The 21,621-nt window shown below is 59.8% G+C and carries 14 protein-coding genes; 3 read left to right on the top strand and 11 right to left on the bottom strand.

What is annotated here, in order from left to right; all coding sequences use genetic code 11:
* Positions 1-11: 11 nt before the first annotated feature.
* The 10 genes from G547_RS0104250 to G547_RS0104205 all read right to left on the bottom strand — a co-directional run bounded on the left by G547_RS0104250 (position 12) and on the right by G547_RS0104205 (position 15,025).
* Positions 12-2,210, bottom strand: a complete 2,199-nt coding sequence (locus G547_RS0104250) for an MtrB/PioB family decaheme-associated outer membrane protein (RefSeq protein WP_027328770.1) — start codon at positions 2,208-2,210, stop codon at positions 12-14.
* Between the two features lie 16 nt (positions 2,211-2,226).
* Positions 2,227-3,165: a DmsE family decaheme c-type cytochrome gene (locus G547_RS0104245; RefSeq protein WP_051234791.1), complete on the bottom strand. Its 939-nt coding sequence runs from the start codon at positions 3,163-3,165 to the stop codon at positions 2,227-2,229.
* A gap of 47 nt (positions 3,166-3,212) precedes the next feature.
* On the bottom strand, positions 3,213-4,568 hold the full coding sequence (locus tag G547_RS0104240; protein WP_027328768.1) for an MBL fold metallo-hydrolase RNA specificity domain-containing protein: 1,356 nt from the start codon (positions 4,566-4,568) through the stop codon (positions 3,213-3,215).
* A gap of 89 nt (positions 4,569-4,657) precedes the next feature.
* Positions 4,658-5,548: a ribose-phosphate diphosphokinase gene (locus tag G547_RS0104235; protein ID WP_027328767.1), complete on the bottom strand. Its 891-nt coding sequence runs from the start codon at positions 5,546-5,548 to the stop codon at positions 4,658-4,660.
* 41 nt (positions 5,549-5,589) lie between these two features.
* Entirely contained in the window at positions 5,590-7,113 is a 1,524-nt protein-coding gene (locus G547_RS0104230) for a thymidine phosphorylase family protein (protein ID WP_027328766.1), read from the bottom strand.
* A 103-nt stretch (positions 7,114-7,216) separates the two neighbouring features.
* Positions 7,217-8,374, bottom strand: coding sequence for an endo-1,4-beta-xylanase (locus G547_RS0104225; RefSeq protein WP_027328765.1), 1,158 nt, complete (start codon positions 8,372-8,374; stop codon positions 7,217-7,219).
* Positions 8,375-8,493: 119 nt separating this feature from the next.
* Positions 8,494-8,886, bottom strand: coding sequence for a response regulator (locus G547_RS0104220; RefSeq protein ID WP_027328764.1), 393 nt, complete (start codon positions 8,884-8,886; stop codon positions 8,494-8,496).
* Positions 8,887-8,930: 44 nt separating this feature from the next.
* Positions 8,931-10,574: a diguanylate cyclase gene (locus G547_RS0104215; protein ID WP_027328763.1), complete on the bottom strand. Its 1,644-nt coding sequence runs from the start codon at positions 10,572-10,574 to the stop codon at positions 8,931-8,933.
* Positions 10,575-10,737: 163 nt separating this feature from the next.
* Positions 10,738-13,941, bottom strand: a complete 3,204-nt coding sequence (locus tag G547_RS23585) for a PAS domain S-box protein (RefSeq protein ID WP_051234789.1) — start codon at positions 13,939-13,941, stop codon at positions 10,738-10,740.
* Between the two features lie 103 nt (positions 13,942-14,044).
* The gene (locus tag G547_RS0104205; protein ID WP_245573349.1) at positions 14,045-15,025 is read right to left on the bottom strand and encodes an AraC family transcriptional regulator; all 981 of its coding nucleotides are present in this window, start codon (positions 15,023-15,025) and stop codon (positions 14,045-14,047) included.
* Between the two features lie 278 nt (positions 15,026-15,303).
* On the opposite strand from G547_RS0104205, the gene G547_RS0104200 reads away from it, so the two are divergent.
* From G547_RS0104200 to G547_RS0104190, 3 genes are all read left to right on the top strand, one after another.
* Positions 15,304-16,482 (top strand): efflux RND transporter periplasmic adaptor subunit, encoded by a 1,179-nt coding sequence (locus tag G547_RS0104200; protein WP_027328761.1) that lies wholly within the window; start codon positions 15,304-15,306, stop codon positions 16,480-16,482.
* A gap of 69 nt (positions 16,483-16,551) precedes the next feature.
* The gene (locus G547_RS0104195; protein WP_027328760.1) at positions 16,552-19,740 is read left to right on the top strand and encodes an efflux RND transporter permease subunit; all 3,189 of its coding nucleotides are present in this window, start codon (positions 16,552-16,554) and stop codon (positions 19,738-19,740) included.
* Entirely contained in the window at positions 19,730-21,172 is a 1,443-nt protein-coding gene (locus G547_RS0104190) for an efflux transporter outer membrane subunit (RefSeq protein ID WP_027328759.1), read from the top strand. The genes G547_RS0104195 and G547_RS0104190 overlap by 11 nt, the downstream gene beginning before the upstream one ends.
* Here the strand turns inward: G547_RS0104190 and G547_RS0104185 are convergent.
* Complete coding sequence (locus G547_RS0104185; RefSeq protein WP_027328758.1) at positions 21,144-21,566, bottom strand: hypothetical protein; 423 nt, start codon at positions 21,564-21,566, stop codon at positions 21,144-21,146. The genes G547_RS0104190 and G547_RS0104185 overlap by 29 nt on opposite strands.
* Positions 21,567-21,621: the final 55 nt, after the last annotated feature.

Here is a 21,621-nt window from a genome sequence, read left to right as displayed (position 1 = left end):
TCACCCCCCCTTTAAAAACTGAGCCGGTAACCCAGCGCGACCCAGGTCGCCCGATAATCCGGACTGCTTTGCCCCATCAACAACACATTGGGATGGGATCCGGGCGCGAGGTCATCCAGCGCAAAGTCATCGCTCCGGTAACGTTCCCGTTCCACTTCCAGGCGCAGCGAGGAACGGGGCGACAAGTGGTAGCGCGCTCCCAAGTGAATGCTGTCGAGCCGGGTAACCAGTTCCGGCAAAGGCGCGGCATCCAGCGCCGGCCCTGTTTCGGTCACAATCTCGCCGTTGGAGCGGGAATGGGTAAAAGAGAGCGACAAGTCCAGGCGCCGGCCGGCTTGCCCGTTCACCCAGCTTGGCTGAATGTCCTCCCAGTCCAAGCGGCCGCCCCAGACATCGAAATGATCCCTCGCCCGCGTGTTCCAGTTACGCTCAGCGTTCGCCGCATCCTCCGGCACCGATCCGCGAAAGGATCGACCCGCCTGATTCCGTTGATACCGATCACGATTCACAAAACCGGTGAGGCGCACCGCCTCTGCGGGCGTGTAGGTGATGTCGGCGGTGGCGGACACCATCTCCGAGTCCGTCAGCCCGAAGTAACCGGAAGGATAATCGTCCCGGTTGTGCGTAACGCTCGAACCGAGAGACACCGAGGGCGACAGGTACCAGTCCAGCCGCAGGCGCCATTGATCCCGATCCCTATCCGTCAGATAGTATTTGCGCAGCAAGGGATGATTTTCAAAGTCCTCTTCACCCACACTGCCTGGCACCCGGGTATCGATCAGCGGCCGGTTACCCACATAAGCGCTCGCGTGACGATCCAAGTGACGGTAGTTCATCGCCAACATGACCCGATCCCACCGGGTGCTGCGCACGCCCAGGGAAAAGCCGTGCTCTTCGGTGCGGGCCACCTCGGAGTAGTCCCTGTCGGTCTGGGTGTGCTCGTAGCCCGCTTCCAGACGCAGGCCTCGAGCCAACCGATAGGTAGCATCGGTCGAGGCCTCGCGCTCGGTCAAGCTGTAAGGGCGATTCAGTCGGGCCTCCATAAACGCCTGTTGTGGCGACGCATCACTGCGGACACGCTGATAAACATCAATGGGTGTTTGATTGTCCCGGTCGCGGTAGCCCAGGCGGGCGATCAGGTTCAGCCCTGAAGCGGGGCGGCTGGTCAAGCGAGCCTTTACGTGCGAGGTATTGACTCGCGCATCCAGAGAGTCCCGCGGCAAGGGTTCGACGATGTCAATTTGTGGATTGACAGTATATGGCAGAAACGCCTCATCCTGAGTCTGCCGACCCAAGGCGGCATCCATATGCAGACGGGTACTGCCGGCCAACGTCAGACTGCCATTGACACGCAGTTGATGCGCCTGGTTGTCCGGCTCCAGCGCCATTTGGTTTTGGCCGCCGGGGTAACCCGAGCCCGGCGCCCACTGGGGATGCGCCGCAAAGGGCGTAGGCCAACCAAGGGCACTGTCCCGGTTGTTGAAGAAAGACCCTTGGTAACCCAGGCTCCAGTGATAGCCGGTACCGGTATAGGCCAAAGCGAGCAAAGCGATCTGGGTTTCATAATCGAGGGGCGCCGGCAATAGCAGCGCCCGAACGTTGCCGCCCGTTGCGCCGGTTGCGCCCCCCAGCGCACGAGTCCCCTCCAGGGTATCCCGCCGAAAATCCGCGCTCAGGGTCCACTGGCGGTCCAGGTGATGCTGATATTCCACCCCCAAGCTGCGCCGCTGCTGCCAGAGGTTCACCTCCACAAGGCTTTCTTCCAAACGGGTCATCCCCCCGGTGGTGGCGTCGGTCGCCTCCCAACCGGGCGGTAATCTTTTGGAACCGGGCCCGCGCAGGGGCGTGAAGGCGTCATCGAACCGGTAACGGGGAACCTCGCGATAGCCCAGGCGCAAGCGCTGGCGGCCCTGCTCACCGGCCTCCAGCTCCACACGGCCGGTGTCCAGCCCCAAGCGTTCGACTTCAAGCCACCAGTAACCGGTCGCACCGCTGGCCGGCTCGGCGCCCGCGCCCAGTTCAACATTCAGCAGCGGCGTCAGCCCCTGTTCATTGACACCGGAGCGATTGCCATACTGATAGGCGTCGTCGCTTAAGTAACCAACACCTATTTCGACTTCACCACTCGAATCTTCAGCGTGAACGCTCCCAGTTCCGCAGATCTCCCCGGTGATCGGTAAAGCGCAAAACAGCCAGAAGTATCGGTTCATCGCCATCACTCCCTTTTCATCGAGTCAGTCCGGAACCCGAAGGGTGGTTGGAACCGTGCACCTGGGTGTGACAATTGCCGCAGTCCTTACCCATCAGGTTGCTTGAGGCGCCATTCGGCGGCAGCCCTAGACCACTTTCCGCATTGCTGGGGTGAAAGGGCGCCATGTGGCACTCCTGGCACAACCAGGGGGTACGGGCCTGCAGTAGGGCTCGGTGGTTTGAGCCGTGGGCTCGGTGGCACTGGGAACAGTCCTCCGCCACGGGGGCATGCTCCCACAGAAAAGGTCCGCGCTTCTCGGCGTGGCATTGATAGCACTGGTCATTGAGCGTGTGTTCGAACATCATGGCCGGGCCCGGCCCACCGTGAGGGTTATGACAATCCGTACACTGCATCTGCCCGGAGCGCAGGGGGTGGCTGAAAGCGTGCTGGATTTCCGCCCGCTGCTGGCGATGGCAAGTCAGGCACTGCTCGGTATTGCCGGCGCTGGCGTTCGTTCGATCCCGCCCCCCGTGGACCTTGTGACAACCGGTACAACTGACCCGGGTGAACTCGTGCAGGCTGCCCTCCCAGTGCGCTCCCGCCTCCCGGGTATGGCAGCTCAGGCAGGCGGCGTCCCGCTTCTCCACCGGGTGGCGCTCATCAAACACCAGGCCGGGCAAGGGCCGACGGCCCTCTTCGTTTCGCCCGAGGTGGGCGGCGCTCGGGCCGTGACAGGACTGGCAGCCGAGCTGGCCTTCGGCGAAAGGAGACGCCTCGTTGCCCACGAAACCGTGAACGCCGTGTATGACATCATCGGCGGGCATGCCGCTGCCGGGCCCATGGCACATCAGGCACACGCGGGGGTCATCCGCCAGGTAATCGGCGCTGTCACCCACCGGTGCCGGAGACAGCTTACCGGGAAATACCAATAAGAACCCGGCGACCAGAAGACAGACGAGCGACGACATTTTCATGAGCAAATCCCTCTTTGTCTGACCCCAAGGCGGCTCCCGCTCTTTGTTCAGACTTTGAGTATAGACCGGTATTCCGCCACCTCGACCTCGTAGCGGCTGTGCTCCTGTAAATACAGACGCATGGCATCGGCGGCATCCGGCTCCCCGTGTATCAACTGAATGGGAGTTTTCGGTGCCAATGCGGAGGCCTGCAGCCAATCGTGAAGCTCCCGGTAGTCAGCATGGCCGGACAAACCATCCAGCGCCGCAATCTGCGCTTTGCAGGGAATATAGGCGCCGTGGATCTTGACCGACTCCGCGCCCGACTGGAGGTGGGCACCGCGGGTACCACCCGCCTGATAACCGGTGAGCAAGAGGGTGTTTCGATGGTTGGGCATCAACCGTTTCATGTGGTGCAGAATGCGCCCGCCGGTCATCATGCCGCTGCCGGCAATAATAATATGTGGGTAGTTGATATCGGCCAGTGCCTTGGACTCTTCCACGCTGTGGGTGTACTTCACCACCTGCGTCATGCGCGCGCAATCCTGATCGGTGAGCCGATGTTGGTCGGCGTGGCGGTGATAAATCGCGGACACATCGATGGCCATGGGACTGTCGAGGAAAACCGGCACGCGGGGAATCCGTCCATCGTCCATCAGTTTCGCCAGCAGATACTGCATGGCCTGCGCCCGCCCCACCGCGAAACTGGGCACCATCAGCACGCCTCCCCGGTTGACCGTGTCGGTCACCACTGCCGCCAACTGCTCCCACACGTCCGCCTCGGGGTGCCGGCGGTCTCCATAGGTGCACTCCAGCAACAGCAGGTCCAGCTCGGGAAGCGGCTGAGGCGGGTACATCAGAACATCCTCACTGCGACCCACATCACCGGAAAAGCCCACTCGCTTGCCTTCGGCTTCAACAATGATACTGGCCGCTCCGAGAATATGTCCGGACGGCTGCAAGCGGAACCGGATGTTGCCGACATTAAATACTTCACCGAAGTCCACCGGTTCGAACAGCTCCAGGCAACGCTCCGCCGTCTGACGGTCATACAGAGGTTCGGGTTTTTCGTGTTTGCTCAGCTTGTGCCGTTCATAGAAGCGGGCGTCCTCTTCTTGTATGTGTCCGCTATCGGGCAGAAGAATGCCGCAAAGGTCACGGCTGGCCCGGTGGGTGTAAACCGGCCCACGGTAGCCCTGTTGATACAATCGGGGGATATAGCCGGAGTGATCCAGGTGCGCATGGGTGAGCACTACCGCATCCAACTGCTTGATATCCAACGGTAAAGACTGCCAGTTGCGCTTGCGCAGCCACTTGTACCCCTGAAACAGACCGCAATCGATCAGTACTTTGGTGTCACCACTTTCCAACAGAAACTTGGAACCGGTGACCGTTTCGGTACCACCGAGAAAGACAATATTCATAGGCGCTCCCGCACTCTGAAGCCCAGTTGACCGGGCATCCCAATACCTTTCATAGTAGTCCGGGAGATCGGCCCCTGTTTTGATCTGCATCAACGAGGCAACCGGCCTCGCACGGCGTCGGCCAAATAGGGACTCAGATCAATGCCATTGGAGGCGTGCGGGACCGAGTTCGTCGTAACAAGGGTTTCAACGCCATCTCGCGTCAGCCTTTCATCGACGCCTTCGGCAAAAATACCGTGGACCGCCACGCAGTCCACCTGTTTCATTCCCGCGGCGAACAGAGCGTCGAGGGTTTTGAGAATCGTGTGGCCACTGCTGATGACGTCGTCAACGATCACTGCACGGCGGTTTTTGTATTGGGACAGATCGGGGAGCGATACCACAACGTCCCGGTCTCCCCGCCGCTCCTTGCCCCCGACAACATAAGGCTGGCCAATTTCGCGCGCAATGGCCGACACCCACTGCTCACTTTCACTGTCTGGCCCCACCAGAAGCAAGGGGCCCTCTTGCCGAGCGAACCACCGCGCGAGCGCCGGCGCGCCGGGTACCACTGAGGTAGGAATCGAATAAATGTCATCAAGGCGACGGTAACGATGCAGGTGCGGGTCCACGGTGATCAACCAATCCACCTGCTCGGACAGCAGCCCGGCAAACACTCGAGAGGTCACCGCCTCTCCCGACTGGAAACGGGTGTCCTGACGCATATAGCTGAGGTAGGGAGCCACCAACCCCACCGACGCGGCGCCCAGCTCTTTTAATGTGGCTGCCAGAAAGGCCAGCGGTAAAAACTGGGCATCGGGCTCCACCAGGTTCACCAGCACCACACAATGCCTGTTGGTCACCGCAGAGACGACCCTCAAATAGGTCTCCCCATCAGGAAACCGTCGAGTCTGGAACGCGCCAGCGTCTGCTCCCAACGCGGTGCGCAGCGGGACCTGCAACGGCAACTCGGGGGTGAGAGAAAACAGTATAGGACGCATCGATTCAGGCCTCAGAGTAGCGGGACAGGCAGACGCTGCACTCAGTGGGACGCTTGCATGAGAAAGATGTCCCGATTGTCGCGATAGAACGCCAACGCATAGGCCAGTTCCCCACCGCTTTCAGCGTACAGGGTCGCCAGGGAGTCTCCAGCCTCGACCGTATCGCCCAGTTTGGCTCGCAGGCGCAGCCCGGAAACCGGCGCCTTTGGCGCGCCGGCGAGCTTGGCCAGTAGCGCCAGACGGCGGTTGTCCACACGAGCCAGAACGCCCGCCACAGTGGCATACAATTCCGTATGAAAGGGCGCGGAAGGTACCGCCTTGAGACCGCCCTGCGCACGGCAGATACGCTGAAACTGCTCCCAGGCGCGACCGGACGACAGCGCCTCGCGGGCCTGCGACAGACCGTGCTCGAGAGTCCCTCCCCCCGCCATGGCCAAAAGATGGGCGGAGAGAAAAACGGCACGTTCGAGCAAGTCCAGCGGTGCATCCGGTGAGTTTTTCAGAACCGCCAGCACATCCCGAGCTTCCTCGGCCGGGCCTATACCGTTGCCCACCGTTTGCCGTCCATCGGTAATCACACAACGCAAATGCAGTTTCAACGCGGCGGCCACGGTGTAGAACAGGTGGGACAAACGCTCGGCATGAGCACGGTCGCGAACCTTGGCCGTGGGGCCTACCGGAATATCAATCAACACATGGGTGGAGCCCGCCGCCACCTTTTTGGAGAGTACCGAGGCCACCAACTGCCCGTCACTGTCCAGGTCCAGGGCTTTCTCCACACGAATCAGCAAGTCGTCAGTGGGGCTGAGCTGCACTCGTCCACCCCAGATCAGGCAGGCGCCAGTCTCCTCCACGGTGGCCCGCATTTGCTCCAGATCGAGGTCAACCTCGGTTAGCACCTCCATGGTATCGGCGGTACCGGCGGGCGAGGTAATGGCCCGGGAGGAGGTCTTGGGTATCATCAGGCCGAGTGAGCTGACAATGGCAATCACTATCGGCGTGGTGCGATTGCCCGGCAGGCCGCCAACGCAATGCTTGTCGAATACCCGTTCCGCCTGCGGCCAGACCAGCTGTTTTCCCACCGCGACCATGGCACGGGTCAACGCCACTACCTCCGGTGCACTCAAGCGATCTCCCGCGCAGGCGGTGAGGAAACTGGCGATTTCGATATCCGAGTAACGGCGCTCGCTGATGTCCGCGATGATCGCCCCCAACTCGTCGCCATTGAGTTCATGGCCGTGAATTTTTTTGCGCATCACTCGCAAGGAAGCAACCACCGGAGCGTGCGCCACACTCACGGGTTGATCCTCTTCAAGCCCCAGGTAGCGCCAGGCGCTGAGGGAAAAACCAATACGGCCCGGCGCCAGGACCCGGCCCGTCACAATATTCAAAGTGGCGATGATTTTTCGCTCGCCCGCTCCTACTTCAAGCCGGGCGTTGGCCGAGAAGCCTTCCGACACGCAGACGTGGCAGTCACTGCGCATGTAAACCACCGGCTCCTCGTGGGTGTCGATACCCATATCCACCGCGAGCAGCCGGTCATCGTTTATACCGTTTTCTTTCATGGACAGCCTCAAGCCCTGCCCCATAAAGGGGAACTATCAAGGCATCAGCATAGCGCCAAATCACCCCTTAACCATTGACTTGAGTCAACCACCGGGTGGGTGGCTATTGCGACACCGGCACACGCAGCAACGCATCCACCGCCGGCTTCGGGCTGCCGTCGCGATTGAACAACAGCGGGTAGTTGGTCCGGTTCTCGATGGGATAGTTGTTCTTCCAGGACATATCGTCCTCCACACCCCAAAGCGTGACACGGTCGATCTTGTCCCGCTTGCGATAGAACAGCTCGAACAGCTCGCGCCAGCGCTCGGTCAGTTGCGCCTGCACGTCGTCCGGCAAACCGTTCGGATACGGGTTCAAGTACTCCACGAACTCTTCGTTCTGGTACTGGGGATGGAGCATGCCGGTGCCGATAATCTGCCCCTCACGGGTCAGCGGCAGCACGTCTATATCCAACTCGGTGATCATCACTTTCACGCCCAGCTCGGCGTAGGCGTCGATGGCCGCTTCAATGTATTCCATTTTCGGGTAGTTCAAACCCCAGTGCCCCTGAATACCGATGCCGTCAATCCGAATACCCGCTTCCTGCAGCATTTTGACCATCCGGACGATGCCGTCACGCTTCTCCGGACGCCACGCATTGAAGTCGTTGTAGTACAACTCCGTTTCCGGTGCATATTCCTCGGCGTACTGAAACGCCAGTTTGACCATCTCGTCACCGCTGCCAATGCCATTCACCCAGGTAGTGGGCCGATAGGAGCCGTCATCGGCGATGACTTCATTGACCACATCCCACGCATGCACCTCGCCGGCATAGCGGCCCGCTACCACTTTTATATGCTCGCGCATACGCTCTTTCTGTTGCTCTGGGGTATTGGGCTCGCCCTGTTCATTCTGGAAAAACCAGGCGGGGGTCTGGTTGTGCCACACCAGCGTGTGCCCCACGATAAACATGTCATTCTTCTGAGCAAACTCGACGAACTGGTCAGCGGGTGCGAAACGGTAGACACCGGGCTGCGGATTGACCTCTTCGGCCTTCATGACGTTCTCGACCGTCAGAGTATTGAAATGCCGGCGGACGATGTCCTGCGCCACGGCGTCCTCACCGGAGGTAATGGCTTCGTTCACAGCCGTCCCCACCAGAAAGGCGTCTTCATAGGCGGCTTTTAATGTCTCGGCCGGGGCGGTTCGTTCGGCAGCAGGATTGACCTGGCAGGCGCCGAGCGCGGCAACCAGGGCCAATAGCAGGAGTCGTGTCTTCATGGGTTACCTCTTCTTATATCGCAGAGCGCAGGCGGTGGACCGCATGCGTTATAGTCACTTAAACCATTTTGACAGTTTACGCCTCTGTGCAGCCCGGTGCAAAGCGGGGAGACCGCAGATCAAGTACCTACAGGCCCTCGGTGCCATATTGCACGAACCTGGTCGGAGAGGGTCATTGGGTCAAACGGCTTGGGAATTACGTCGAGGGCCCCACAGCTTTTCAGGTGGTCGATTTCGTTGGGCTGGACTTTCGCGGTCATAAAAATGACGGGGGTCTCGGCGGTCGCTGAACGGCGCCGCAAGGCGGCCAATGTGCGAGGGCCGTCCATACCGGGCATCATGACATCGAGAAGCAAAAGGTCCGGCTTGAATGAGTCCGCCGCCTTAATGGCTTCCTCCCCGGAAGAGCACACTTTCAATTCAAACCCGCCCAGACTCTCCAGGGCGATCTGGGCAATGGCCTGGATATCCGGCTCGTCCTCGACGTAAAGTATTCGCTGCAATGAATCCATAAAGCGGTTCCGTCAAAAACCAAACACAGTCGCTCGTCCGAGCGCTACATAACACGATCGCGACCGCTGTTTTTGGCGCGATAGAGAGCGGCGTCCGCCGCCGCGATCAGGTCTTCTTCCTTTTCACCGAGACTCGGGTCCAACACCCCTATGCCGGCGGAGAAAGTACAGTGAAACGTCTTTCCGGCACTGTCAAAATCGATTCGGGCAAAGAGCTTTCTGATATTGTCGAGGATGGTCTCCGCGAACTGCCGATCACAATTAGGAAGAACCACGACAAACTCCTCCCCGCCATACCGACCGACAATATCGGACGCCCTGACGCGCTGCTTAAGCAGGGTGGCCAGAGAGGAAATGACCAGATCACCGCCGGGGTGGCCGTAGGTATCATTCACGGACTTAAAGAAGTCAATATCAATCATCGCCACACTGAGGGGCTGACCATCACGCATCGCCCGGCTTGCCTCCTGCGCCACATGCTCTTTGATGCTGGCATGGCGCAGCAACCCGGTCAGGCTGTCTTTGGTGATCTGGTCCGCCAGTCGGCGCGCCCGTTCAATGCGGGCATGCACCGCCGCCACCAGTTGGGCATCCAGCACCGGTTTGCAGAGAAAGTCATCGGCGCCGAAGCGCATGGCCCGAATTTGTTCGGCCATGTCCGTCTCTGAGGAGAGGTAGACAATAGGCAGGCTTTCCCATTGATCGTACTGACGAATCACCGCAGCTAAATCAGTGCCGGAATACTCGGGCATGTGCAGGTCCATCAACACCAGCTCCGGGCGGAACTGTGTCAACTCATCCATAATGCGATCGGCTTGCCGGAGTACCTTCACCGTCATCCCTGCACCTTCAAGCACCAATTTGTAGTGCTCCGCCAAAGCATCATCGTCATCCACCACCATGACCCGCTCGGGCGGCGCTGACAGCCTCGCCAGGGCTTGATCAATACGGGCTGTCAACTTGGGCACACTGAGCGGCTTTACGAACAGTCCCACCGCCATTTTCTTGGCGGCGAAAACACGGAAGTCAAACCGATCCTCCTCCGCCAGAAACAGCACCTGAATCCTCTGCTCCTCAAGCCTCTGGCAGAAAGCTTCCAACGCCTGCCGTTGGCAAGCGTCATCGTAAAAAGAGGAAAGGTTGATGAGCACCAGTTGCGGCCCCTCGACCGTTCCTGCACTTACCGCCGACAGCGGGTGTTCAAAGTGTTGCAAGCGGTAGTTGAAAGGGCTCAGTTGACGCTCCAGAGACGCAAACTCCGAGGGCGCCGACTCCAACACCCCTATCAGGGACTTTTGCCCTTCCACGGGCACGCGAGCTGCCACAACGTCAACGCGCTTGCCGTCGGGCTCAACAATGACCGCCGAAAGGCGCGAAGACATGGGTTTGAGCCAGTCCAAATTCGCGTGCTGGAGCGTTTTCCCATCGTTAAGCAGAGCCTTGACCTTCTGCTCAAACTGGCGGGCTTCATCGCTGAGCGGCAATTGGCCGAGCGTCCCGGCACTGCCTACCATACGGTGTAACAGCATATAAATATTTTGAAGGCGATCCCGCCTATCATCTTCCTCTAACAGACGGCTGACCTCGTTTGACAGGTCCAGAAGCCGCTCGGGCAGCGAACACCAGAACTCCCATCGTTTTTTCGCCAGTTGTTCCTGAAAGAACTGCTCGTTTTTTGGAGGTGCCATGGTGTCCGCCTCTCGTGTTCTGCAATCAGTACGTTCGTCCTTCTTGTTTGTTTCCTTCAATGCCACTCTCACATCGATCTGCCTCTCGACAATCATCACTAACCGGCGCTACCGCCCCATCCAGTAGGTCTCGATCACTTTTAGCCGCTCCCGTATCGACAGATCAGGGGTTAGGCGCGGCGGCAGTCGCCTCTGGAGACGGAATATCGACATAGAAGAAGGCGCCTTCGCCCTCCCTGGACTGGTAATCCACCGTGCCCTTCATTTGTTCCACCAGTTCGCGGGTAATCGCCAGCCCGAGACCGGTGCCGCCCCGTTGGCGGCTGTCGGAGGCATCGACCTGGGCGAACTTCTGGAAGAGCCGAGGCCGGAAAGATTCGGGAATACCGGGGCCGCAATCCCGAACCCCCACTCTAACAACGTCACCCCGGGACTCGACCGATACGGTTACCGTCCCATGCTCTGGCGAATATTTGATGGCATTGGATAACAGATTCGCCATGATCTGCTCAAACCGTTGGGCATCAACATTGGCCGTCGGGTCCTCATCCGGAGCCAGCAGCGATAGCTGAACACGGTACTTATCCGCATACCCCTGAATGTTATCCATGCTTTGAGCCACCAACTCCCGCAAACGGCATGGCTTCACGTAAAGCTGCATATTTCCGGAAACCAGTTTTTCCATATCCAGAAGGTCGTTAATCAGATGCGTCAATCTCTGACTGTTCTTGTGAGCGATGGTCAGCATATTCTTGGTTGCCGCCGTCAATTCACCCAACCCCCCGTTGAGAGCCAAGCCGAGGGCGCCGGATATAGACGTAAGAGGCGTTCGCAGCTCATGACTCACCGTGGAGACAAACTCGTTCTTCAAGCGCTCGATGCGCTTGCGCTCGGAGATATCCTCGATAATCGACCAGATTAACCGTCGCCCGGCCGAGTCTTCCACCAGAGTGCCATTGAGCATGACCGGGTAACGTTCACCATCTTTTCGAATGTACTCCTTTTCATAAGGGCCGTATTGGCCTCGATCCCGCAGTGACTCAAGCTGTTCGAGCTCCTTCTTCTCATACTCTCTGGGCGTCAACGCCCAATAACTGAGCGCCAGAAACTCTGACCGCGAGTAGCCTGCTGATTGAGCCAGCGCATCATTCACTTCCAGAAACTCGCCGGTTTCAAAATCGTTCAAGGCGATACCGATTGGGGAGAGCTCAAACAGAGCCCGCAGCCGTGTTTCACTCTCCAGTAGAGCCTCTTGAGCCCGCTTCTGTTCGGAGATGTCGTGGATGGTTCCATGCCAGACAATGGAACCGTCGGCTAACCGTTCAGGGGTGGCGTTGCCCTCCACCCAACGATAACCTCCTCCCTCTCGATGCACCCGATACTGAACATGCCAGACCGACATGCTTTGCGCAGACGCCTCAATGGTCGCCTGAACGTGCGCCAGGTCGTCAGTATGTATTGCGTTAAATACCGCACTGGCGTCCTCTTCGATTTCTTCCGGGGTCAGCCCGTAGATATCTTTTACGCCGACGCTGCAGTAGGGAAAGCTCGTGCGCCCGTCTGGATGCCGTTGGAACTGATACATCATTCCGGGGAATTGCGTGGCCAGCTTCGCCAGCCGTTGCTTTCCCTCAAACCGATCAATCGCCGCACCTACCCAGCGTGCTAACAAGCGCACGAACATGCGGTCCGACTCACGAAACGGGGAGGTTTTTGCATGCGGCGAGGAAAAGTTCAGCGTCCCGTAGCGTCGCCCGCCCGCTTCAATAGCGGCACCGATGTAGGATTCCAGAGCAAAAGACTGATAACAGGGGTGCCCACGGTACGGGGAGTGCCCCATATCCTCGATCGCCAATACGTCTTGAGCCTCGAGAGTCAGGCTGCAGTAGGTTTGACCCAGGTCGAACGTCTGGTGTGCCTCCAGGCCAGCGCCAGAGGGCGCAGTGAACCAACCGATGCGGTAAATATCCTCAAAAATTTCACTGACAATACCCATTTCCAACCCCAAGAACCGTGTACCAAGCTCCAGAGCTTTCTCAACTTGCTCCGAGATGGATAGGGTGGGGTTGGCTGCGATATCGTTCAGGGTGGTCAGGGCCCGAATCTGATGCTCCCGCTCGCTCTGGGCCTCCATCTCCCGGGTGATGTCAGAGTGGGTGCCGTACATCATCAACGGTTCCCCAGCCCTGGTCCAGGTCATCACGCGTCCGCGGTCGTGGACCCAGATCCAATGACCGTCCTTGTGCCGCATCCGGCAACGGCAGTCATATTCGGGTAGCTCGCCCCGAAAGTGACGATCCAGCAAGTCGGCGGAGCCTTGCAGGTCGTCAGGGTGGGCCAGGTTCAACCAGGTGTTGATATCAACCGGCTCCAACTCTTCGAGACGGTAACCCACGATCTCCGCCCACCGCTCGTTGAAAACGGTGGCACCGGTTTGGATGTTCCACTCCCAGGTGCCTGTCCGCGTACCTTCCAGCACCCAGGCCAATCGGCCCTGGCTCTCCTCCAGCGCCTTGGCTCGCTTTCTCTCGGCGGTCACCTCTCCCATCAGCACCACAATCTCAAAGTCGCTGATTGGACGGACCCGCACTTCGTAAATGCCGACATTCGGCCCATTCGCCAGAACCACCTCCCGAGTGATGATGTCGTTACCATAAACAGCGCGGGTGACCATCTTCTGTATAGAAGCGGCCGCCTCGGGAGGTAAAATGGAAGCCAAAGAACGCCCGCCGATATCCACCCCGAACAGCGGGCGCTGTCCGCCTGAGGACAACACGGTTCCCCGCCGGTCGACGACAAAGGCCGTGTCTGGAAAAGCCTCTAGAACCGCGTCTCGCTCGTCAGTATGTCGGGCGACGTCTTCGCCCTCCAGCAACCGATTCAAAAAGCGCTGAAGCTCCTGCTCCACGGCGCCGGCCAGGTCACGAAGTGCATTGCGTTCTTCAGTCGATAGGGTTCGGGGCTCGCGATCGATGATGCACAGCGTTCCAACACGCACCCCCAAACCCACCCTAAGGGGTGCCCCCGCATAGAACCGGATATGAGGAGGGCCCACCACCAGCGGGTTGTCATGAAACCGGTCATCCTTCCGTGCATCCGACACTTCCAGGATGTCATCGGCGAGGATGGCATGACCACAGAACGAAATAGAGCGGCTGGTTTGGCAAGCATCCAGCCCCTGGCGTGACTTGAACCACTGGCGCTCCTCATCAATAAGGGAAACCAGAGCCATATCCACACCGAACATATATCTGGCGAGGCGGGTCAGTCGATCAAAGCGCTCTTCGTCCGGTGTGTCGAGGATGTTCAGGTCGTGCAGCGTTTTTAAGCGTTCTTTCTCATTCCAGGGAAGGTCTGGCTCTCTCATTGTCACTCTCGGTGCGAAAACAATCTGTCCTGCTAAGACTTTAGCAGGAATCACCGAGAAAGACAGAGAGAAAGGCGCTCGGGGAAAGCGCCAGACGTGATGGTTACGCTCGCACCGCCTCCGGGTGCTCGCCCCGAAGCTTGGTCACATCCGCCCGCGGCGGCGCGCCGAACATGCGGCTGTATTCCCGGCTGAAATGCGAAGGGCTTTCATAGCCGACCCGGAAACTGGCGGTCGCCGCTTCCATGCCCTCGCTCACCATCAGCCGACGCGCCTCATGCAGGCGCAGCCGTTTCTGAAATTGCAGGGGTGACATGCGTGTCACCTGTTTGAAGCTGTGAAAGAGCGCCGACTCACTCATGTTGGCCTGATCCGCCAGTTCACGGACCCGCAGTGGCTCGGTAAAGCGGTCTTTCAGCAGCGCAATGACCTTGGCGATACGATGCGCCTGGCTGTCGACGCTGGCGAACTTGCGCATGCGCGGACCGATTTCCCCCATCAGCGCGCGGTAGATAATTTCCCGGCGGATCAGCGGCGCGAGAATGCGGGCGTCCCGGGGGTTGTCCAGCAAGGCGACCAGCCGGGCGATCGCCTCGACCATTTCCGGCTCCGCGCGAGACCGACATAAACCGCAGTTCGCCTCACCGGAAGGACAATCGGAAAACTGGGCGTCTTCACCCATATCCAAAATGACACTGGTGACTTCCTTGGGCTCAATGCCAATGCGAACACCCAGGTAAGGCTGTTCGGGGGAGGCCTGTGTGACCTGCCCCAGAACGGGCAAGTGCACAGAAGACACCAGGCAATGCATCGAGCTGTATACCAGCTCCTTGTCCCCCAGCCAGATCGTCTTGCTGCCCTGGACGATGAGGTGCAGTGACGGGTCATAGACAGAAGACATGCACATGGTGGGCTTATCGGTGCGCACCACATCCAGGCCGGGAATGGCGGTGGTTTGAATGCCATTGCCCGGTGCCCATTTCAGCACATTCTTCGCCAACGCCTCGCGGGCCACGAGTATTTTACGATCCGGACTGGCGCCATCCAGCCCCAACTCTTCGATCAAACTTCGGTGCTCAGTCACGGTCAATACCTCCCGACAACATCAGTCCAGCAGTATACTCCGCCACCCGACCAATTATGTCGTCAAACCCCGCCATTGCAGAAATAGGCAATCAAGCTGGAGGAACCCGCAAGGCAACCTCGTTATAACACCTTCGCCAATTACACTTTATTACAACAGCAAACCCCACCCTGCAGGATCAGGCAATCCAGGCAGAGGAACCCGCTACCGCCCCAAGCCCTCCTCCCGCTATCGTAAACGTCACTCATCACGAACCTTACGAAACAGGGAGCATTTCCATGAAGGCCTCAATAGCGCATTCTCTATCCCGCTCTTTCAAACGCCTGAGTTACACCGCAATGGTGCTGGGGTTGGTCTCAGCCACCATCACCGGCTGCAGCGCCCGCGGTGACGATCCGGTCGCGCCGCCTCCTCCCAAAGTGGAGGTGGCCTCGGTACTGGAGCAGGACATCACACTCTGGGACGATTTCACCGGCCGCCTGGTCGCCCCCCAGACCGTGGAGCTTCGCCCCCGCGTCAACGGCTATATCGACAGCGTCAACTTTGAAGAGGGCGCCCTGGTCCACAAAGGCGACACGCTTTTTGTGATTGACCCAAGGCCCTATCAGGCCCGGGCCAATGCCGCCGAGGCCGAACGGCAGCAGCGCCAAAGCCAACTGACATTGGCGCGCAGCGAAGCCGAGCGCGCGGAACAACTACTGAAGAATCAGGCCATCTCCCGGGAAGAGTTCGATCAACGCCAGGCGCGACTGCAATCGGCCCAGGCCGCACTCAGCGCCGCCGACGCCGCATTGGAAAGCGCGATGCTGGAGCTGGAATACACCCAGGTGAAAGCGCCAGTGTCCGGTCGCGTGGGGCTGGCCCATATCACCGAGGGCAACCTGGCCGGCGCCAATGAGACCCTGCTGACCACCATCGTCTCGATCGACCCGATGTACGTGTACTTCGAAAGCGATGAAGAGACCGCCAGAGGCGTTCTTCAGAGCATACAGAACCGGGGCTTTCAGACCGTGCAGATTGGTCTGGCGGGCGACCCGGGTCACCCCCACCAAGGGCAGATCGACTTTGTCGACAACCACCTGAACCCCCAGACCGGCACGCTTCGACTTCGGGCTCGCCTTTCAAACCCGGACGGCCAATTGAAGCCCGGTCAGTTCGCGCGCGTGCTGATGCCCATCCAATACCTGACCGACGCCCTACTGGTGGATCAGAAAGCGGTATTGACCGATCAGGACCGTCGCTTTGTGTATGTGGTGACCGAAGACAATCGTACTGACCGGCGACAAGTGGTTACCGGTCGACGCTCGGGTGGCCTTTTGGTGATTGAAGAAGGGCTTCGCGCCGGCGAGCGGATCGTGATCAACGGTTTACAAAAGGTGCGGGCCTCGGGGGTCGAAATCACCCCACAGATCGTGGCCATGGACCGGGAAAGCGACGCCCTCGCTGCCACCCCTTAACCCCACCTGCTTCACCCTCTGTTCTACTTTTTAGCGGGCACCGAACCGGTGCCCAGGGAGCGTATTGTCATGAACTTTTCCCGTTTCTTTGTCGACCGGCCGATTTTTGCATCGGTGTTGTCGATCATTATTTTCGCCGTGGGGCTGATCAGCATTCCGTTGCTGCCCGTGGGCGAATACCCCGAGGTGGTCCCCCCGAGCGTACAGGTCACGGCCCGCTACCCCGGCGCCAACCCCACCACCATTTCCGAAACCGTCGCCACGCCCCTGGAGGAAGCCATCAACGGCGTGGAAAATATGATCTACATGAAATCCGTGGCGGGCAGCGACGGCACCCTGATGCTGAACGTGACTTTCGAACTGGGCACCGACCCGGACCAGGCCCAGGTGCAGGTCCAGAACCGCGTCACCCAGGCACTGCCGCGCCTGCCGGAAGACGTTCGCCGACAGGGCGTCACCACCCAGAAACAATCTCCCAACCTGATGATGGCCGTGCATCTGGTCAGCCCGGATGACCGTTTCGATGCGACCTACATTCGCAACTACGCCGTGCTGCATATTCGTGACGAACTGGCCCGCATTCCCGGCGTGGGTGAAGCCGGGCTGTTCGGCTCGGGCGATTACGCCATGCGCCTCTGGGTGGACCCACAACGCGCAGCGGCGTTGAATATTACCGCCTCGGATATCGCCCGGGCCGTACGGGAGCAGAACGTGCAAGTCTCCGCCGGCCAGTTGGGCGCGCCGCCCATGCCGGACGGCTCCGATTTTCTGATTTCCATTAACGCCCAGGGTCGGCTGGAGTCGCCGGAAGAGTTCAGTGATATTGTGTTGAAAACCGGCGACAACGGTGAAATCACCCGCCTGCGCGATGTCGCCCGCATTGAGTTGGCCTCCTCCCAGGATGCCTTGCGAGCCTTGCTCAACGGCAAACAGGCTGTGGCCCTTCCCATCTTCCAGGCACCCGGCTCCAACGCTCTGGAAGTTTCCGCCGCCGTGCGCGAAAAAATGGCCGAGCTGGACCAGCAATTCCCCGAGGGGCTGGAATGGGAAATCGCCTATGACCCGACGGTGTTTGTGCAAACCTCAATCAATGCCGTGATCACCACCCTGCTTGAAGCGGTGTTTCTCGTCGTTCTGGTTGTGGTGCTGTTTCTGCAAACCTGGCGCGCGTCCATTATTCCTCTGCTCGCCGTTCCGGTGTCGATTATTGGTTCCTTCTCCGTTTTATTGATGATGGGGTTCTCCATCAATACGCTCACGCTGTTTGGTCTGGTACTGGCCATCGGTATTGTCGTGGACGATGCCATCGTGGTGGTGGAAAACGTCGAGCGCAATATTGAAGAAGGGCTTACTCCGAAAGCGGCAGCACACCAAGCCATGCGTGAAGTGAGTGGCCCGATTATCGCCATCAGTCTGGTGCTCTGTGCGGTCTTTATCCCCATGGCCTTCCTGGAAGGCATTACCGGGCAGTTCTATCGTCAGTTCGCCATGTCCATCGCCATTGCGACGGTGATTTCCGCCATTAATTCACTGACCCTCTCGCCCGCCCTGGCAGCCACCCTGCTCAAGCCCAGAGACGCCGACAAGGACTTGCCCGCGCGCGTGATTGACCGTCTGTTCGGCTGGATTTTCCGGCCTTTCAACCGTTTCTTCCACCGCAACGCCGAACGTTACCAGGGCTTCGTGGGCCGCAGCCTGAACCATCGCGGCATTGTGTTTGCGGTGTACGCAGCACTGCTGGCGGTCACCGTATTGATGTTCAATCAGGTCCCCGGTGGTTTTATTCCGACCCAGGACAAAACCTATCTGGTCGGTAGCATCCGTTTGCCCGAAGGCGCCTCACTGGACCGCACCGAAGCGGTAGCCCGTGAAGTCAGCGACATGGCCCTGGCCACTGAAGGCGTGGCCCACGCCGCCGGGTTTGTCGGGTTCAACGCACTGCAACGCAGCAACACGCCCAACGTCGGGACCGTGTTTATTCTGTTTGATGACTTCAGTGAACGGGACCGAACCGCGCAGGAAATCGCCGCCGAGCTCAATGGCAAACTGGCGGGTATTCAGGAAGGGTTCGCGGTCACGTTTATGCCGCCTCCGGTGTTCGGGCTGGGTGCCGGCTCCGGTTACTCACTCTATGTGCAGGACCGCACGCGCCAGGGCTATGGCGAACTGCAACAGGCCACCGATCAATTGGCCGGTGCATTGAGCCAAACGCCAGGGCTCAGCTACCCGATCAGTTCCTACCAGGCCAACGTGCCGCAACTCGATGCGGACATCGACCGGCTGCAGGCGAAAACCCGTGGGGTGTCCATGGACGAACTGTTTACCACCTTGCAACTGTATTTTGGCTCGCTCTATCTGAATGACTTCAATCAGTTCGGGCGCACCTACCGGGTGATTGCCCAGGCCGATGCGTCTTTCCGCGATGAAGTCAGCGATCTCAACCACCTGTATGCGCGCAGCGACACCGGCGCCATGGTGCCCCTGCATACCATGGTGAGTCTGGAACAGAGCTTCGGGCCGGACCCGGTGATCCGTTACAACGGTTACCCCTCGGCCGACTTGATCGGACAGTCCAATCCCTCCGTGCTCTCGTCCACACAGACGTTGGACAAAGTGCGCGAAGTGGCGGAGCAGACTCTACCCAGCGGTATGACCGTGGAGTGGACCGACCTCAGTTTCCAACAGGTCACGCAAGGCAATGCCGCGATGGTGATTTTTCCGCTCGCGTTGCTGTTGGTGTTTGTGGTGCTCGCGGCGCTCTATGAGAGCTGGATACTGCCGCTGGCGGTGATTCTGATCGTGCCCATGTGTTTGCTCGCTGCCCTGTTCGGCGTCTGGCTCAGCGGGGGCGACAACAACATTTTCGTACAAGTCGGTCTGGTGGTGTTGATGGGCCTTGCCTGTAAGAACGCCATTCTGATTGTGGAGTTCGCCCGGGAGCTGGAGCTGCAGGGCAAAGGCATTGTCGAGGCGGCGATGGAAGCCTGCCGACTGCGGTTGCGTCCGATCATCATGACCTCGGTGGCCTTTATCGCTGGTGTCGTACCTTTGGTACTCGCGACCGGGGCCGGTAGTGAAGTACGCAGTGCCATGGGCATTACCGTGTTTACCGGCATGCTCGGCGTAACGCTTTTTGGTCTGGCACTGACGCCCGTGTTCTATGTCGCCTTGCGTTTGATCGCCTCCGATAAGCCCTCCACAGAAGAACACCCGCACGACGCCATTGAACTGACAGGAGAAACCGCTCATGCCTCATAACCGACTTCTGCCGGTCACCCTCGCACTGTTGATCAGCGGCTGCGTCGTGGGACCGGATTATCAAGCCCCGTCCCGGGACTCTCTCGGGGTGGACTTGCCCGAACACTTTCACGAAGGCGAACGCAGCAACGCCCGGGCGTATTCCGACCGGGCGTTCTGGGAAGGCTTTCAGGACCCGATACTGGCCGACCTTATTGACCGGGCGCTCGAGCAAAACCGCACACTGGAAGCCGGGGTGGCGCGTTATGAGCGTGCCGCCGCCCTGCTCGGTGCCGCCCGCAGCGAACGATGGCCGCAGTTGAACGCCCAGAGCAACGCAGCGGAACAGTACCCGGCCGATGTGGAACGCTTCGGCGTGGGCGCCGACCGGATCGAAACCTATCAAGTCGGTGCGGCCGCCACCTGGGAGCTGGATCTGTTCGGGCGCCTCAAACGCAACACCGAAGCCCGACAGGCACAGCTCGGAGAAACCCGGGCGGACTTGCAGGCCCTGCAAGTCGCCGCGGTGGGCGAGCTGGCCCGAAGCTACTTTGAATTGCGCGGCCTGCAGCAGCAACGCGCCGTCGCCCAGGAAAGTATTGCCAACCTGGAACAGTCCCTGGATATCGTCCGCGCCCGTCGGGACGCCGGGGAAGCCACCCTGTTCGATGACCTGCGGGCCCAGACTCAACTGGAAGCCACCCGCGCACTCCTTCCCGATATCGAAAGCGGCATTCACGCCCGCCTGCAACGGGTCGCCGTGCTCACCGGGCAGGCTTACGGTCCACTGCATGCACAGCTGACGAACAATGCCCCCTTACCCACCCAACTGCCGAATATTCCCGTGGGCACACCGGCGGACGTGCTGCTGCGCCGCCCCGATGTGCGTGCGGCGGAGCGTCGCCTGGCGGGCGCCACCGCCGAGATTGGTGTGAGCACCGCGGAGCTGTTTCCGCGCCTGAGCCTGAGGGGGTTTATCGGATCGGTGGCCGGAGACACCAGCGAGTTGTTTAACGCCGGTTCTGAATCCCGATCGGTATCGCTGGGTGTGGACTGGACGCTGCTGGATGTCGGTGGCAACCGGGCACGGGTTCGCGCCTCCAATGCGGAGGCCCGGGCGGCGCTGTCGGACTACGAACAGACACTGCTCGAGGCGCTGGCGGAAACCGAAACCTTGTTGGTCCGTTACGATCGCGGGCAGGAACGCACTCAGTCACTCAACGCGTCAACGGTCGCTGCCGACCGGGCAGCCGAGCTCGCGCGCTCCCGCTATGAATTGGGTTACCACAGTTACTTCGAAGTGCTGGATGCGGAACGGGCATTGATTGAAACCCGCGAGGCGTTGGTCCGGAGCCGGACCGATGAGGTGTTGACCATGGTGGGGCTTTACCGGGCGCTGGCCGGCGCCCCGGACGTCCCACAAGTTACGGAAGCAACCACGCAGTCACGATGATGACAAGGGCCAGCACCATCGCAATTCCTCCCAACTTCATAAACGCCGCATTGCGCCGGCGCACGGCGCCCATCCGGGCGGTCACCGACGCGGGGGAAGGCTCTTCAATATTGGTGCTGGCCGGGTCCGCCCCGGCGTAACGGGAGCCGCCCGGCGTGTCTTCATCACCGGGCAGAATGATCAACAGCGCCCCGGCATCGGCGAACGTCCGGCGCCAGTAGTCCGCATCGGATTTGGCCTCGACGGTTTTAAACTCCACCGGTTCGCCCACAAACAACGTGTCGCGAACCTCGTCGGGAGATTGCTTGAGCACGGAGGCCAGCCTGTCGATCACCTCATGGCGTTGAAAGCCCGTGACCACATCACCGGTAAACATCAATCGGTAGCTCGACATTGCTGGCTCCTCTGTTGGATCAATGGGGATCAATTAACTGGTACGGTAAAAGACC

The organism is Marinimicrobium agarilyticum DSM 16975 (assembly GCF_000423345.1).
Taxonomy (GTDB): Bacteria; Pseudomonadota; Gammaproteobacteria; order Pseudomonadales; family Cellvibrionaceae; genus Marinimicrobium; species Marinimicrobium agarilyticum.
This window is presented reverse-complemented; position numbering and strand designations above follow the sequence as displayed.

Excerpts from the sequence above, each read along its gene's own strand:
- G547_RS0104245 (WP_051234791.1), bottom strand. The coding sequence starts at position 3,165 with ATGAAAATGTCGTCGCTCGTCTGTCTTCTGGTCGCCGGGTTCTTATTG.
- G547_RS0104225 (WP_027328765.1), bottom strand. The coding sequence starts at position 8,374 with ATGAAGACACGACTCCTGCTATTGGCCCTGGTTGCCGCGCTCGGCGCC.
- G547_RS0104220 (WP_027328764.1), bottom strand. The coding sequence starts at position 8,886 with ATGGATTCATTGCAGCGAATACTTTACGTCGAGGACGAGCCGGATATC.
- G547_RS0104200 (WP_027328761.1), top strand. The coding sequence starts at position 15,304 with ATGAAGGCCTCAATAGCGCATTCTCTATCCCGCTCTTTCAAACGCCTG.
- G547_RS0104215 (WP_027328763.1), bottom strand. The coding sequence starts at position 10,574 with ATGGCACCTCCAAAAAACGAGCAGTTCTTTCAGGAACAACTGGCGAAA.
- G547_RS0104195 (WP_027328760.1), top strand. The coding sequence starts at position 16,552 with ATGAACTTTTCCCGTTTCTTTGTCGACCGGCCGATTTTTGCATCGGTG.
- G547_RS0104235 (WP_027328767.1), bottom strand. The coding sequence starts at position 5,548 with ATGCGTCCTATACTGTTTTCTCTCACCCCCGAGTTGCCGTTGCAGGTC.
- G547_RS0104240 (WP_027328768.1), bottom strand. The coding sequence starts at position 4,568 with ATGAATATTGTCTTTCTCGGTGGTACCGAAACGGTCACCGGTTCCAAG.
- G547_RS0104190 (WP_027328759.1), top strand. The coding sequence starts at position 19,730 with ATGCCTCATAACCGACTTCTGCCGGTCACCCTCGCACTGTTGATCAGC.
- G547_RS23585 (WP_051234789.1), bottom strand. The coding sequence starts at position 13,941 with ATGAGAGAGCCAGACCTTCCCTGGAATGAGAAAGAACGCTTAAAAACG.
- G547_RS0104230 (WP_027328766.1), bottom strand. The coding sequence starts at position 7,113 with ATGAAAGAAAACGGTATAAACGATGACCGGCTGCTCGCGGTGGATATG.
- G547_RS0104250 (WP_027328770.1), bottom strand. The coding sequence starts at position 2,210 with ATGAACCGATACTTCTGGCTGTTTTGCGCTTTACCGATCACCGGGGAG.
- G547_RS0104185 (WP_027328758.1), bottom strand. The coding sequence starts at position 21,566 with ATGTCGAGCTACCGATTGATGTTTACCGGTGATGTGGTCACGGGCTTT.